Below are 15,835 nucleotides of genomic sequence, written 5' to 3'. Positions count from 1 at the left end.
GAGACGTGCGACCGGCTCGGCCGAGGCTGGCGCCCCGAGCCATAGCGCGGCCGCAAGCAAGGCACGCCGCAGGGTCAGATATAGGTCCGCAGGAACTCGGCGAGCGCGACCATCGCGAGGCTCTGGCCGTAAGGCATCGAGGTGAGCGCGATGTCCTTGTAGAATTGCTGCGTGTCGCCCATCGCGGTGCCGAAGCTGACCTGCTTCAGTTCGCCGGCCTCGTCGATATTGGCGAGCACGCCCTGCACGGCCTTGATCCCGACCGCTTCGTAGTGGCGCGGCAGATAGCCTTTCCGGACGCCCTTCAGGATGCCGTACGCGAAGCCCGCGGTCGCCGATGCCTCGAGGTAGCTGGTCGGGTCCATCACCAGCGTGTGCCACAGGCCGCTCTCGTCCTGCGTCTCGGCGAGCGTCTTCACCTGCGCTGCGAGCGTATCGATCAGGAAGGTGCGGAACGCGTCGCCCACCGGCAGGTCGAGGATCTCGATGATCTCCGGGATCGCGATCGTCACCCAGCAATTGCCGCGGGCCCACAGCGCCTCCGCGAAATTGTGCCGCCCGTTGAAGTCCCAGCCGTGGAACCAGAGCCCGGTCTTCTTGTCGAACAGGTATTTGATATGGACGAGGAACTGCCGCTTGGCCTCCTCGACATAGTGCGGACGGTTCAGCAGCAGGCCGATCTTGGCGAGCGGCAAGACCGACATCATTAGCGTGTCGTCCCACATCTCGCCCGGATTCTCGTCATTGTAGACGATGTGCTGGAACCCGCCCTCCTCGGTTTTGGGCAGCCCGTCCGGCGCCATCAGCCATTCGGCCCAGGTGTCGAGATAGGGGATGTAGCGCGGATCCGGCTCGCGCTCGTAGAGATAGGCGAGCGTGATGAACGGCGCGACGGTGTTGATGTTCTTGGTCGGCGTGCCCTCGGCGAAGCGATCCTCGAACCACTGCTTGATGATCGCCAACGCGCCTGCGTCGCCGGTCTGCTCGTAATAGCGCCACATCCCGAACAGGCCGACGCCGTGGGTCCATTCCCAGCCGGCCCAGCCCTTGGTGTCGATGACCCGGCCGTCTTCGAGGCGCAGCAGGAACTCGCCGGTCTCGTCCTTGATGTTGACGAGGTTGTCCATCAGCTTGGCGATCGCAGCGGTCACGTCCGCGCGCGGTACGTTATGGGTGAGGGCAGCCACTTATAGTCTCCTGTTGGGACGCGCAGGGCTGAGCCCGTAGTCGCGCGCCATCGTCCGATAGAGGGTGAGAAATTTGGGGTCCGCGTCGTAGCGGCCGCCATGACCGGTCGACGGCGTCCTGCCGTTCGGCGGTGTCGGCACGGTCGGCGCTGTCACGGCGCCGGGCGCTTCGGCGGCGTTGATTCCCTGCGAGAGGAGGTCGGGCTTGGGGCCTTCGCCGGCGGGCGTGCCGTTGTGCGTGAAGATGGCTTCCTGGTGCCGCGTCGGCTCCCAGATGAAGCTGCCCCAGCCGTGCGGCTGCGCGTGGACAAGGTCGTTCACGTAGCGTTTGCGCGACGAATATTCGAGCGCGAGAAAGCCGTGATCGGGATAGGCTTTGGCGAACTCGGTAAAGGTTCGCGCCCAGTCGCCCTGCGCCTGTTGCTGGTAGCAGGAGAAGCCGGTGGCATCGAATTTGACGCCGCGCTGAAGGAGATTGTCCATCCAGTAGCGGACGATCGGCCAATGCCGCCCGAGATGATTGTGCACCGCCACCCGCGCCTCGGGCGTCGCTTCGCGCGCGCCGGCGATCCCGGCTTTCAACAGCATCGCGAACCGGTCGTACCCGCCCGCGCCGGGGACGTTCATGTGCACCGCATCGGTCTGCGGATTGCCGGTCGAAATCGTCAGCGGCACGCGTCCGTCGGGCCAGAGCATGCCGAAGGTCGTCTCGTTGCCGATCACGACGAGGTCGGGGGCGGCGCCCGCGCGCTTCATCGCCGACAGCGCGTCGACGGTATGGCGGTGGACCGCCTCGACCAGTTGGGGGAACGTGAGCGCAGCCCAGGCGGCGGGCTTGTCCTGATGCTGCGGATCGGCCCAGGTGTCCGAATAATGCAGCGTCAGCGACAGGTGGAAACCGGCAGCCTTGATCCGCTTGGCGAACGCGATCGTGCGCGGCAGGTCGCACCACGGCCCGCCCGGCTTGCCACTCGAATACCCCTTCGCAGGATCGACGAAAAGCCGCAGCTTGATCGCGTTGAATCCCGCATTGCGCAGGATTGCGAGCGGGTCCTTGGTGACGCCGTTCTCGAAATACGTCGCGCCGGCGAACTCGTCCTCCGGGATCCACGAGACGTCCGCGCCGATCAGATAGGGCCATGGGCTTGCGCCGCTTGCGACCTTTGCGGCTGGTGCGATGCTGGCGAGACAGGCCGCCCCAGCGCCTGCGCCAAATGTTCTGCGCGTGATCAATTTGCGGTGCCCAGCCGGTCGGGTGCCGCGACCATCCGCACCGGCACGCCGCCCTTGACGTTGCGCATCGTCACCAGGCGGACCTGCTCGATCGCATCGCCGGGCGCGCCGTCGGACGTGACCGCGAGCGCGACGGTGTTCTCGCCGTGGTGGTTAAGAATGCCCTCGGGGATCGGGAACACGCGCTGCGGTCCGACATGCGCGATGAACTGCCCCATGTTCCAGCCATTGACGAACAGCAGCGCACGGTAGCGGGCGACCGAGCGCGGCGTCGTCGTGTCGCCGAATGCGAGGGCGATCGTCGTGTCCTGGCCCTTCGGCACCGCGAGATCGAACCGCGTCCGATACCAGGTCGTGCCGGGCGCCGCCGTGGTGGCGGGGATCGTCGCTGCGCCCCAGGCCTTGTCGTTGAAGCCGGGCAGGTGCCAGCCGAACCGTTCGCCATATTGGCCGCCGTTGTTGGCGGGGCCGCGCGCCGGATCGGGAATGTCCTCGCCGCCGAGCTTGCCCTGGATCTTCCACGCGATCGGTACGCCGAAGCTGCGCCCGCCCGGCGCCTCGATCGATACGGAAACCAGCCCGCGCGCTTCCTTGTGATAATCGTCGGAATCGAGGTCCCAATTATGCCCGTTGTTGCGCACCATGACGCTGACGACGTGCTCGCCGCCCGACTGTGCAGAGGCGGGCAGGTCGAACCGTGCGAGCCCGGTCGTGATCGGCCGCGGCAGTCCGCTCGGCAGCTCATTCTGGCCAACGAACTGACCATCGATCCAGACCTGTACCATCCCGGAGCCGCCCGCGCCGTAGAACAGCGCGATCTGCTTGGCGTCGGGCGTGCCGGTGAAGCGCCCGCGATACCAGACGTCGCCGTCGTGGAAACCGTAGGAGTCCATCGTCAGGTTCGGCTGGCCGTCGGGTTTGGCGGTCATCGTCGCGCTGCCGCGTCCGTCGATCGCCTGCCAGCTGGTGTCGTCGAAGCCGGGTGTGGCTTCGGGGGAGCCCTGCGCCATCCGCCAACTGGTCAGCGCCGGGAGTACGACCGGGGCGGGACCGGGCAATGCCGCCGTCGCGGTTCGGCTGCCGATCACCGTCGCTTTCGTAGCAACCGCGGTGCCGTTCCATTGCACGGACCGAAGCGCGGTAGGAGCCCAGATTTCGAGCGGAGTCGTGTCGGCAGTATCGCCGGTCAGCGCCAGCGTGCCGCCGGTCGCCTTGGTCGAGCGCAGCAACGCGGGCCCACGCACGAGCACCGCGTCGCTGCCCCGCCAATAGCGTACCGCCTCGGCCTCGTCGGCGAGGATCAGCGTAAGGGCAGGGCGCCCGCCGCCGGCAATTCGCACTACCGCGCGCCCGGCATGCGTATAATCGAGCCGGAGATCGCCCTTCGCTGCGTCGAACGCGCTGGTGGCGGTGCCTTCGAGCAGTTTCACGGTCGGCGCGGACGCATAGCGCAACACCGTCTCGCCGGTCTCACCCGCGCGACCGTACAGCAGCATCATGTCGCCGCGATCGATCGTCAGCGCGGTCTGCAGTTCCGACGTCGAATAGACCAGCCGTTGCCCGCCGACATTCACGCCTGCGACCAGCCATTTCGCGTCGAACCCGTTCAGCCGCATCGGCTCCCCTCGCGGGAAAGTGTAGCGCCCGTCGGGCAGGTCGGCGTTGATCGTGAAGTGGTCGCTGGTCTGGCCGTTGGACGGCTTGTGCGTCACCATCAGGAAGCGCGCATCGCTCTCCGGATTCCGGTTATGATACGCCTGCACGTTCGGCGACGACACCTCTACCGGTGCGGCGGGGACCATGCCCGCAAGATCGGGCACCGTGGCGATCAGCCCACCGAGCTGTTTCATCTCCTCCGCCTTGCTCCTAAGCTCGCGTGCTTCGGAGATCGCGGAGCCGTAGTCGTAGCTCGTGAACACGACCGGGGCGGGGAGCCAGCCCCAGCTGGTGCCGCCATAGCCCATGTAGAAGCTCTGGATGTCGATGCCGTTGGCGAGATTGGTGCCGTAGAACACGCGCTGGAACCGCTTGCCGCGCTGGATGGCGTTGCATTCGTAGCCGCCGTTCGAGCCCCAGTAATCGAACCAGCCGCCACCGAACTCCGCGAGGAAAGCCGGCGTATCGGGCGAGGCGGATGCGCCGCCCTTTGCACCGCCGGGACCGTAGAACCCCCAGTCGGGTGCCGCCACGCCGCGCGTGGGCTTGCCCGCGACGGTGCAGGTGCCGCCGGGATAACCGTCGAACGCGTAGAGATCGCCCGGTCCCTTGACGACGTTCGCGACGGTCGAGGTCTCGGGTACCCAGTATCCGTTGCGGCCCTGATCGTTGTGGAACAGCGGCACGGTGATGCCGTCGGCGCGGGCCTTGGCATAGAGATGGTCCATGTAGCGGCGTTGTGCAGGCGTGGTCAGCGCCAGTTCGTTCTCGATCTGGTGGAGGATGACGCTGCCGCTATGGCCCTTGCCGTCGCCGTTGATCTGGTGCCGCGCGATGATTGCGTTGACGTGGGTGAGCCACTCGTCGACCGCGGCGAGATACGCCGGATCGTCGGTCCTCGCGCGGGCCTTCTGGTTGACCAGCCAGCCCGGAAACCCACCGCGCGACAGCTCGGCATTCACGTACGGCCCGGCGCGGGTGATGACGTAGAGCCCCTCCTCCTGCGCCATCGCCAGCACGCGCTCGACGTCGCGGATGCCGGTGAAGTCGTACACGCCCTGTTTGGGGCTGTGATATCCCCAGTCGAAATAGAGCGCGACGGTGTTGAACCCGCTCGCCTTCATCTTCTGCAGAATATCACGCCACAGATCTGGGCTGGGCAGGCGGAACGGGTGGAATTCGCTCGACCAGATTACCTGACGCTTGCCGTCGATCATCAGCGACCGTGCGTCGTACGACACGCGGCCGAATGTCTTGACTGGCGCGGCGAGGTTCTGTGTCGGGCGTGCGACCTGCGCCGTCGCGGTGACCGGTGTCAGCGCGGTGGCGAGCGCCAAGGCGATCAGGCGGGTGCGGTCAATCATGATGGAAGATCAGCGGGAGCGACCATTCCTTCGGCCGGTTGTCGTCCTCAACCTCCATCAGCGGCGCCATGTGATCCCACCAGCGTTTCATCACCGGGTGATCGGGGAGGGCATCGCGCGTGTTCGGTTCGGCGAGATGCAGAACGGCGAACAGCGACAGCGTCGTCTCGTCGAGGAAGATCGAATAATCGTGGATGCCGCTTTCGGTCAGCAAGGCGGACAGTTCGGGCCAGATTTCGTCGTGGCGCTTGCGGTATTCATCGACCACGCCGGGCTTCAGCTGCATCCTGAACGCATGGATCGACATCGCACCCTCCCAATCCACTATGTGGTATTGCTATGTACGATTTGGTAAAGGCGTTCCGGGCTCAGGTCAAACGCTAACCGCGCCAGAGTTGGGTCCGCGTGATCGAAAGTCCGGCGGCGTCCTTGATCACGAAGGGCGGCCGGGCATCGGGGCTGGTAGTGGCCAGATCGAGGCGGTCGATCACGAGGCCCTTCGCGTGCCGGACCCACAAGCCCCAGGCGGGGAGTACACCGAACATGCCCGGCTCCGGATAGGCGCCCGCAAGGTCTTCAGGCCTGCGTGCGGCATCTTCGGGCGTGCCGCCGCCACGATAGGACAGATGGATGCGGGATAGCGTGACGTCCTCGACAGGATGGCCGGGAAGCCCCGCGATCGCCGCGGCGAAGCGGTGATCGATCCCCGTCGCGTCGATGTCGCTTAGCGCCACCCGCCGGATCGCACCTACCTGCGTTTCGGCCGGACCGCGGCGTCGGTCGCCGATCCGCAGGAACAGCGGCGCAGTCGTCACGTCGCGCATCGTGATGCGGCGCGCGACGACGTCCTCCATGACGCCGCCATCGACGGTCTCCAGTGCGAGCCCGCGGCAGTGGGCGAAGCTGCAATTCTCGATCAGGATGCGCCGGTATCCCCCGTTGCTCTCGGTCCCGAGCTTGATTCGCCCCGTCACACGGTCGCGGTCGGGTGCGAGTTGTTGCGTCGTCCGCCGCGTGCCATCGAGCATCGTCCCGAGGTCGTAACCCGAGACGGCGCAATGCCGCACGGTAACGTCCTCCGAAGCAACCGCGCGGCCGAGCGCAAAACTGCTCTTGATGACGATCGCGTCGTCGTTGGGGGTGTTGACGCGGCACCGCTCGACGACGGTGCGCTGGACGCAATCGAGGTCGATCCCGTCGCGGTCGGTGTCGATCGTCAGGTCGTGAATGTGCAGGTCGCGCGTGCCCGTCGCGAGGATGGCGAAATGCCCGCATTTTAGCATCGAGAAACCGGACAGGCGGATATTGCGCCCGTTCCGGAACGCGATCGCCTTGTTGCCGAGACCGTTCATGCGTTGCGCATCGGGTTCGAGCCGGGCGATCTCAGCCGCGGTCATCTGGCGCATCGACAGCGGCCGCTCGCCGGTCTGCGCCTTCCACCGCGCACCGGGACCGTCGCGTGTCAGCCCGAGCCCGTGGATCAGGCCGGGGCCGACAATCGCGACGTTCTCAACATCCTCGCCCCAGAACAGGCTGTTGCGCCAATGGCTGTGGCCGAAGTCCTGGTACAGTTGCTCGCCGCGGTCTTCGGGCAGGTCGTAGTGCCCGGCATGGCGCGCCGGATCGGCCGCCTCGATTACCGCGCCCCTGGCAAGCTGGATCGTCACATGGCTTTTTAGCCGGATCGAGAAGCAGAGATAGCGGCCCGCGGGGATGGTCACGGTGCCCCCGCCGGCCTTGGCGGCGGCGGCAATAGCGGCATTGATCGCGGTGCTGTCAATCGCGCGCCCATCGCCGCGCGCACCGAGTTTGCGCACGTCGATCACCATCGCGGCATGCGCAGGGAAGGGAAGCAGCGCCGCGCCGATCCCCAACCCGACGTCGCGGCGCGTCAGGGACAAGGCCCCAGAGCCGCTTATTGCAGGTTCACGTACATGCCGCCGTCGACCAGCAGCGAGGCTCCGGTGACGTATTGCGCGAGATCGGACGCCAGGAACACGGTAGGCCCAACCAGATCGTCGGGCTTGCCAAGCCGACCCAGCGGGATGCGTTTTTCCATGTACGACCGCTTGGCCTCGTCGGCGAGATCGTCCTTGTTGATGTCGGTCAGGATCGTACCCGGGAACAGCGAGTTGCAGCGGATCCCGTGCTTGCCGAGCGCGATCGCGACCGACTGCATCAGCGAATGCAGGCCAGCCTTGGTCGGGGTGTAATGCGTCTGATACTCGCCGCCGACCAGCGCCGAGATCGACGACATCGCGATGATCGAGCCCCCATCGCCCTGCTTAACCATCTGGTTGGCCGCCGCCTGCACCATGTAATAGGCGCCGTGGAGGTTGACGCGCATGGTCCGCTCGAACGTCTCGACCGGCATGTCGAGGAACGCGTGGAACGGGCAGATCCCGGCGTTGTTGACGAACACGTCGACCCGCCCGAGCGCCGCTACGGCCTTGTCGATGAAGTCGCGCGCGGTATCCGGATCGGCGACGTCGCCCTGGATCGCCACGGCTTTCCGACCGAGTGCCTCGATCTCGGCCACGGCGCTCTCGGCACCCGCCACGTCACGCGCGAAATTCAGCGCGATATCGGCGCCGTGTCGCGCACAACCGATCGCCACCGCGCGGCCGATTCCTGCCGATGCGCCGGTCACCAGCACGGTCTTGCCTTCGAGCAACATTATTTTCTCCCAGTTAGTCGGTTGGCGACTCGAACCCGAGTTCGCGGCTGATCGCGCCCGCGGTGCCGCGCACTTCGTCGGTCAGCGTCGTCATGCGGTCGTCGCTCATATACTGTGCAGCGCTCGACACGCTGATCGCGCCGACGATCTTGCCCGCGGCATCGCGGATTGGCGCGGCAACGCAGCGAATCTGATCCTCGTTCTCCTCGAGGTCGAACGCACGGCCACACGTCGCATAGCCTTGCATCCGTTCGCGCCACACTTTCGCATCGGCCCTGGGCGCACCCGCCGCCTGGTCCGCGTCGAAGCGCTCCTGCCAATATTTGGGCGAGGAATCGATCATCAGCGCCTTGCCGAGCCCGGTCGAACTCAGCGGCTGGCGATCGCCGACCCGGCTCGAGATCGTGATCCGGCGCCGCCCCGGCACCTTGTCGAGATACAGCGCGAAGTCGCCATCGAACACGCCGAGATGCACGGTGTCCTCGGTCGAGGCGGCGAGTTCCTCCAGATAGGGTCGCGCGACCTGCACCAGATCGGCCTGCGCCTGCGCAAGCGTGCCGAGCAGCAACAGCTTGGGCCCGAGCCGGTATCCGGAGCGCGGCGTGAACGCGAGATACCCGCGATCGACCAGCGCACTCAGCAACCGGTGCGTCGTGCTCTTGGTCAGGTCGAGCTTCACCGCGAGTTCGCTCAGCGTCAGCACCTCGTGGCTGACCGCCTCGATCAGGTCGAGCCCGCGCATGAGGGTCTGGCTGCCGGCACCGACGCCGTTTCCGGCCGACTCCGACTTGTCGATATTCGTCGTGGAAGTGTTCATGCCCACTCCATAAGACGGCCTCCTACATGCTGGCAATCGGCGAATCTTGCGTCGATTCCGGTCACGCTACACGTCTGGAAAACCGAGACAAAATGGCCGACCGTCTTGCGGCGGTCGGCCGAGGGGGGAGCGCTCTAGAATTTTAGCTGGAGACCGGCGAAGAACCGCTGGCCCGCGTAATAATATTCCACCGGCCGAGCCTTGTCGATGTAGCTCGCCGACGACTCCTTGTTGATGTTCTGGATCTCCATGAACAACTGGGTGTGCTGCTCGGGGAACCGGAACGTTACCTTGGCATCGAAATAGCCTTCGCCGCGACGATAGATCGGGCTGTTGTCGAAGTTGACGTCGGACACGACCGCCAGCCAGTTCGACCGGTAGTTGTAGTTGACGCGGATGTTGAGCCAATCCTTGTCGTAGAAGATGCTCGCATTCGCGGTCCATTTCGATAGGCCGGGATAGTCGTTGAGCGGTTGACCGGTGGCGACGTTGGTCAGGTTGGTCCGGATCGCGCGCGCATAGGTGAAGTTGCCGCTGGCCCCGAGACCATCGAACGGTGCGGGGAGGAACGTGAAGGCGGTTTGTACGCTCCCTTCGATCCCGTCCAGCAACGCGCCGAAGCCGTTGACCGGCTGGCGGACCGTGAACAGCGAGCCGTCCTGGAAGAGATCGACATCGCCGCGCGTCACGTTCGAGATGACGAAGCTCTTCTCGTATTTCTTGAAATAGCCAATGCTGACCGCGGTGTCCTTGTTCGGGAACCAGCCGAGGTTCACTTCCCACTGATCGGCGCGATACGGCACGAGATCGGGATTGCCCGCCGTGCATGCGTCCTGGAGCCCGGTGATATCGGTGGAGTCATCGAGACAATTGACGTTGGGGACCAGATCGGTCGGCTTGGGACGGGCGAGATTGCGGGCCCAGTTGGCGCGGAAGGTCAGGTTCGGCGTGATTTCCAGCGCACCGTTGAACGCGGGAAGCCAGTCGGTGTAGCTGTTCTTCAACGACAGCGAGTTTGCCGCAAGCGTGACCGTTTCGATCACTGCGGGAATACCGGGCACGCCCGTGCCGGGACGGATCCGGGTCTGCCGGCTGATGTTGGTGCCGGTGCCCTTGTCGGTCGTCTTGATATAGCGAAGGCCGGCATTGCCGCTGAACCGCATGCCGAGGACGTCCTGTTCGAAATTACCCTTCAGATATGCGGCGGCGACGGTTTCCTTGATGAAAACGGTCGGGATCTGCGACTGGCCATCGGCGTTGCGGACCAGGTCCTGATCGAAGCCCGAGAGGTCGTAAATCTGGCCCAGTCGGTCGAAGTCGATCGTCGGGACGGACAGTTGCGACGGCAGGCCGGCCGGCGCACCCTTGAGCCCGGTGAACAGGCCCGCGCCCGGCAAGCCACCGGTATTGGCCGCGATGAACTGTGCGTACTGGGCCTGCGTCATGTAATAGGTGTTCGCGGCGCGCACGGCCGGCGGCGTATCGGTGACGACGGTGGTGTACGAAACGTTGGCGCTCGTCTGATACACGGCAGGGACGGCCGCGGCGCCGGTTGACGGATTCGCCGAAACCGCGGGCGTCAGCAGGCGCGAGCCGCCGCCGTTGTAGTTCTCATACTCCTGCCAGCGGAACTGCCCGCCATATTCGATGCTCGTCAGGAACGGCAGGTTGGTGTTCCAGTCCGCGTCGAGCTTGAGCTGGTCTTCCTTGTTGTTGTTGTCGCTCGGGCGAAACTGGACGGTCGGTCCGGCCTGCCGTCCGGGTGCGTTGATCGTGCCGGGGCGGACATAGGCGCCCGTCGAATTCGGGTCGAAGTTCTCGGGGAACACGAACACCGGAATGCCGAGGTCGTTGCGACGGTCTATGGTTATCCCGCCGATGCCGGTCGAATAGGCGAGCAGGTTGGTATCGTTGACGGTTCGGCCCGTCGAATGCGACGCGAGTGCCTTGATCTTGAGATCGTCGAACGTCCAATCGAACCCGGTCAGGTAATACCGGGTGCGCTGGTCGTATTTGAAATCGCGACGCTGGACGCCGAGGATGTTGCTGGCACCGTTCCAGACCGGTGCAGCGGCGGTGCCGACATTGACCGAATTGAGCGCGGTCAGCGCGCTGGTGACGACGTGGTTCTCGCTGGTGGAGGTGCCCGCGGTGATCTGCGGACGCGACGTGGCGCCATTCAGTCCGACCGGCAGCGCGGCGTCGTAATTGAAGCGTTCGAAGCGGCCGAGATCGAGCGAGTAGTTGACGTCGTTGAACTGCTGCTTGCGGTTGGTGATGATCGCTTCGGCGTACGCGCGGAAGTTCGGCGCGAATTCATACTGGACCTGGAGATCGGCGGACAGGCGCTGGTCGTCGATCCGGCGCTGGCGCAGGCGCGGCACGGTCGGGACCCAATCGAAGAACTGCGTCTCGCAGGCCAGTCGCCGCGTCGTCGCCGCTGCCGCATTCGCTCCGCCGACGCCTGCGCAACTGCCATAGGTGTTGAAATTGGCATAAGCGGGGTTGGCGACGGTCTTCTCGTCAGAGCGGTCGAAATCCGCGATCCGCTTCCAGTTGGTGTTGCTGATATAGTCCTGGCGAAGCTGCTTCTTCTCGTAGTTGACGGTGCCCAGAATGCCGAGGCCATCGAGCAGGAAATGGGGTGTCCCGAAGATGCCGGTGAGGCGGGGACGCCATTTCTGTGCGGTGTCGAGGTGCTGAGCGGAGGCCACTGCGCTTAGAAGTGGCTTTGCCAGTTCGAGCGGGCGGCGCGTCTCGACGCTGACCGTGCCGCCGAGGCCGCCTTCGGTCAGGTCGGCGCTGTAGCCTTTGTAGACGTCGATCGACTTGACGAGTTCGGTCGCGAGGTCGCGCAGATCGCCCGAGCGGCTGCCATCGGCGCTGGCTTGGGTGACGCCGTTGATTTCGATGCGGTTGAGATCGGGTTCGACGCCGCGGATCGACACCTTGGTGCCTTCGCCGAAGTCGCGGTCGAGCTGCACGCCGGTGACGCGGGCCAGCGAGTCCCCGAGGTTCTTGTCGGGAAAGCTTGCGATGTCGTCGGCGACGATCGAGTCGACCACGGTGCCGGCCTTGCGTTTGCGGGCGATCGCCGATTGCAGCGAGGCGCGCGTGCCGACGACGAGGATGTCTTCAGAGGTCGCGCCGTCCGGCAGGGTCGCGTCGGGCGCGGGCTTCTGTGCGGATTGCGCCACGTCTGTCGCCGGCGTCGTGGGTGCGGTCGTCTGGGCGGTAGCGGCGGTCGCCGAGCCCAGCATCAGCGCCAGTGCAGACGTCGTGATCGCCAGATTGCGCACCGAACAAGTATGAAGTGTCATCATATTTCCCCCGAAAGACGTTCCGGGCGGCGACGCATGCGGTAGCCGGCCCATCGTGAAGTCGCCATGCTAGGTGGCTGGGCTAGCCGGCTGGGCGCGTCGACAAGGCACGGGCGCGGCAGGCCTTACGGCATGATGCGCGATCAATTTCTGTGCTGGGTCCAGTCATCATCATCCCCTCGTCTCGGCGCGGTCGTTACCGTCGCCAATGCCGGTACCATGACCGACGAAAAACCATATTGTGAAGCTCTGTCCCGTTTATTAGTTTGCCATTTCCTGAAGGGCAATCATAATAATTGGGATAAGTGCGATAATTGGCACGCCGCGATGGAGATGATGATGACGATAGGCAGCCGCGCGTTTCTGGCGCTCATGGTCGGTGTTGCGACACCCGCGCTGGCCGCATCGCCGTCCCGCGCGGTAGAGCGGCTGGATCGCGGCGTCGTCGCCACGCCCGCGAAGGACGGCGGCTGGCTCGTCAGCTGGCGACTGCTACGGGACGATCCGTCCGCGACCCGCTTCGACGTCTACCGCGACGGTCGCAAGGTCACGCCGCAACCCCTCGCCGACGCGACGTCGTTCGTTGATCGGCAGGGCAATGATCGCGCACGCTATACCATTCGTGCCCTCGTCGGCGGCAAGGCGGCGACGGCTAGCGCGCCCGCGCTGATGGCACCGAACGGATATCTCTCGATCCCGCTCGTACCCCCGCCCGGCGGGACGACGCCCGATGGCGAGGCGTTCACCTATACCGCCAACGATGCCAGCGTCGGCGATCTCGATGGCGATGGACGTTACGAGCTGATCCTGAAATGGGATCCGACCAACAGCCACGACAACAGCCAGGCGGGCTATACCGGCAACGTCTTCGTCGACGCCTATACGCTCGACGGCAAGCGGCTCTGGCGGATCGACCTCGGCCGCAACATCCGCGCGGGCGCGCATTACACGCAGTTCCAGGTTGCTGATTACGATGGCGACGGCCGCGCCGAAATCGCGATGAAGACCGCGGACGGCACCGTCGACGGTACCGGAGTCACGATCGGCGACGCGAAAGCGGACTGGCGCGGCCGCGATGGCGAAGTGCCGCAACCGGACAAGACCGGCGCGAAGGTGCTGGCGGACGGCACCAAGGTCGCGCCGCTCGTCGGACGTATCCTGAAAGGCCCGGAATATCTGACGGTGTTCGACGGTCGTTCGGGCAAGGCGCTCGCCACCGCGGCCTATGATCCACCGCGCTATCCCGGCGGCAATCCGAGCTTCGAGCAGATGCGCGAGACCTGGGGCGATGGCTATGCCAACCGCTCCGACCGGTTCCTCGCAGGTACGGCCTATCTGGACGGGCAGCACCCCAGCATGATTTTCGGCCGCGGCTATTATGCGCGCACCGCGATCGCCGCGTGGGATTATCGCGGTGGCAAGCTGACCAAGCGCTGGCTGTTCGACAGCGCCGCGCCGGGTAACGCCGACTATGCCGATCGCGGCAACCACCAGCTCAGCATAGACGATGTCGACGGCGATGGCCGCGACGAGGTGATCTATGGCTCGATGGCGGTCGACGACGACGGGAAGGGATTGTGGACCGTGCCGCTGTTCCACGGCGATGCGATGCACGTCGCCGATCTCGATCCGCTGCGTCCGGGACTGGAGAAATGGGGCGTGCACGAACAGGTGAAAACCAATGGCGGGATCGGCTCGGCGTTGCTCGACGCGCGCACCGGCGGGGTCCTGTGGACCAAGCCTGCCGATACCGATACCGGTCGCGGGCTCGCCGCGGATATCGACCCACGTCATGTCGGGGCCGAGCTATGGGGCTCGAACAGCCGCGACCTGTTCGACGTGAAGGGTCACGCGATCGGCCCGGCGCCGCGCCAGACCAACTTCGCGCTCTACTGGGATGGCGACCTGCTCCAGGAGTTGCTCGATGGCACGACAATCAGCAAATGGAACTGGAAGACGGGCACCGCCTTGCCGTTGCTGCACCCGACCGACGTCGCATCGAACAACGGCACCAAATCCAACCCTGCGTTACAGGCGGACATTCTCGGCGACTGGCGCGAGGAGGTGGTGTGGCGTTCGGCGGACAACCGCGAACTGCGCATCTACTTGACGCCGTACTCGACCAGGCACCGCCTCGTCACGTTGATGCAGGACCCGGTCTACCGCGCGGGCGTCGCGTGGCAGAACACCGCCTATAACCAGCCGCCGCATCTCGGCTATTTTCCGGGCAGCCTCACGCCGTCGGACGACGCCGACTGAGGCTGCCGGCCGTCAGGGCCGAGCCTTGGCGGTCTCCACCGCGTAGATCGCCGCCTTGCCCTCGATGTTCGCGCGGAAGATCAGCCATTTCCCGTCCGGCGAGAAGCGCGCGTTGGGCTCCAGCTTGTAATCCTGCTTGCCCATGTCGACGAGTTTCTCTGCGGCGAAGGTCCCTGCTTCGATCAGGCTGTCGGCATTGTCGGCACGGATCCCGGCGACATCGGGAACCGGCTTGGGGCGGAAGAGGTACATCCACTTCCCGTCGGGGGCGTGCGCGACCATCTCGCTGTCGCCGCCGTCGCCCGAGAACAGTGTCTGGTCCGCCGAGACGTTATAGTGGACCGACCATTCGTTGCGGTCGAGATGATACCAACGGCGCTTGGCGGTGGCGACGTCGTAGCCGGCGAGCCAGAAATCCTCGCCGCGCGGCGTCTGCAGATCGTACCAGATCGTCTTGCCGTCGGGCGACCAGAATTCATGGCCGGCGATCTCCATGTTCATCGCCCGCGTGTGGACCTTGGTCATCTGGCTGCCGTCGGTACGGATGGTCCAGATTCGATCGACGCGGTGCCACGGCCCCTCATGGCAATACATCAGCAGCGTCGGATCGGTCGGCGAGAATTGCAGGTGGTTGAGCCAGTCGGTCGCCTTCACCACGCTGCGCCGCTGCCCGGTCGTCACGTCGACGGTGAAGATCTCCATCGGGATCTTGGCGTCGAGCCGCTGGTTCAGCCGGAACTCCTTGGCGTCGGCATAGACCATCGGCCGGCCGTCGGGCCAGTTCGCCGCGTACGCCGTCTGTCCGGTCTTGATATCGACCCCCGCCGCGTTGGGCTGGAGCGGCATGTCGCGCGAGGCGACCTGCCCGGCGAGCAATGTCTCGTCGGCGTTGAGCGTATCGATGCGGCTGCCCTTCGGTACCACCGCGATCCTGCGGACCTTGGCGGTATCGATGTCGGCGGCATAGATCGTGATCGGCGCGTCGTTCCCACCCTTGGCCTGTTCGGAGAAATACGCGGTACGCGTCTTGTGCCCGGCGAACAGCAGGTGAGCGCCCGGCCGGTGCAGCAACGACTTGACCGCCCATGTCTTCGTATCCGCCACCGAGATACCGTCGGCAGTCTGGAATATCATCAGGTCACCCTGCGGCGTGTAGGCGTTGTAGTTGAAATAGAGCGCGTAATTGCCGGGCGCGTCGGACAGTCGCAGGACCTTGTGGCCGGTCTTCGCATCGATCCATGAGGCCGGTTTTGCCGCCATCGAAGGCGCGGCGATGGCGAGCGCCATGCTCAGCCCGAATGCAATGTTTCGCATCGTCAGAT

Annotated in this window: 10 protein-coding genes; 1 reads left to right on the top strand and 9 read right to left on the bottom strand. The window is 65.3% G+C overall.

Annotated features, from left to right (window positions below; genetic code table 11):
• Nucleotides 1-74 precede the first annotated feature (74 nt).
• From E5673_RS16890 to E5673_RS16855, 8 genes are all read right to left on the bottom strand, one after another.
• Nucleotides 75-1,187 carry a glycoside hydrolase family 88 protein gene (locus E5673_RS16890; RefSeq protein WP_136190903.1) on the bottom strand — a complete coding sequence of 371 codons (1,113 nt, stop codon included), beginning with the start codon at nt 1,185-1,187 and terminating at the stop codon, nt 75-77.
• Nucleotides 1,188-2,420, bottom strand: a complete 1,233-nt coding sequence (locus tag E5673_RS16885; protein WP_136190902.1) for a glycosyl hydrolase 53 family protein — start codon at nt 2,418-2,420, stop codon at nt 1,188-1,190.
• Entirely contained in the window at nt 2,417-5,440 is a 3,024-nt protein-coding gene (locus tag E5673_RS16880; RefSeq protein ID WP_136190901.1) for a beta-galactosidase, read from the bottom strand. Before E5673_RS16880 ends, E5673_RS16885 begins: the two co-directional genes overlap by 4 nt.
• Nucleotides 5,433-5,747, bottom strand: a complete 315-nt coding sequence (locus E5673_RS16875) for an L-rhamnose mutarotase (RefSeq protein WP_136190900.1) — start codon at nt 5,745-5,747, stop codon at nt 5,433-5,435. The genes E5673_RS16880 and E5673_RS16875 overlap by 8 nt, the downstream gene beginning before the upstream one ends.
• Nucleotides 5,748-5,820: 73 nt before the next feature.
• Nucleotides 5,821-7,341, bottom strand: a complete 1,521-nt coding sequence (locus E5673_RS16870) for a glycosyl hydrolase family 28-related protein (protein ID WP_247599438.1) — start codon at nt 7,339-7,341, stop codon at nt 5,821-5,823.
• Between the two features lie 14 nt (nt 7,342-7,355).
• Nucleotides 7,356-8,120 carry an SDR family NAD(P)-dependent oxidoreductase gene (locus tag E5673_RS16865; RefSeq protein WP_281727897.1) on the bottom strand — a complete coding sequence of 255 codons (765 nt, stop codon included), beginning with the start codon at nt 8,118-8,120 and terminating at the stop codon, nt 7,356-7,358.
• Between the two features lie 10 nt (nt 8,121-8,130).
• Nucleotides 8,131-8,934 (bottom strand): IclR family transcriptional regulator, encoded by an 804-nt coding sequence (locus E5673_RS16860; protein ID WP_136190898.1) that lies wholly within the window; start codon nt 8,932-8,934, stop codon nt 8,131-8,133.
• A gap of 134 nt (nt 8,935-9,068) precedes the next feature.
• Entirely contained in the window at nt 9,069-12,257 is a 3,189-nt protein-coding gene (locus tag E5673_RS16855) for a TonB-dependent receptor (protein WP_247599437.1), read from the bottom strand.
• A 324-nt stretch (nt 12,258-12,581) separates the two neighbouring features.
• Here E5673_RS16855 and E5673_RS16850 point away from each other — a divergent pair, with 324 nt between their 5' ends.
• Nucleotides 12,582-14,513: a rhamnogalacturonan lyase gene (locus E5673_RS16850; RefSeq protein WP_168711660.1), complete on the top strand. Its 1,932-nt coding sequence runs from the start codon at nt 12,582-12,584 to the stop codon at nt 14,511-14,513.
• 12 nt (nt 14,514-14,525) lie between these two features.
• On the opposite strand, the gene E5673_RS16845 is transcribed toward E5673_RS16850, so the two are convergent.
• Nucleotides 14,526-15,827 carry an oligogalacturonate lyase family protein gene (locus E5673_RS16845; RefSeq protein WP_136190897.1) on the bottom strand — a complete coding sequence of 434 codons (1,302 nt, stop codon included), beginning with the start codon at nt 15,825-15,827 and terminating at the stop codon, nt 14,526-14,528.
• Nucleotides 15,828-15,835 lie beyond the last annotated feature (8 nt).

This window comes from Sphingomonas sp. PAMC26645, from assembly GCF_004795835.1.
Lineage (GTDB): Bacteria > Pseudomonadota > Alphaproteobacteria > Sphingomonadales > Sphingomonadaceae > Sphingomonas.
The sequence above is the reverse complement of the archived record's forward strand: the minus strand, read 5'-3'. Positions and strand labels throughout refer to the sequence as shown.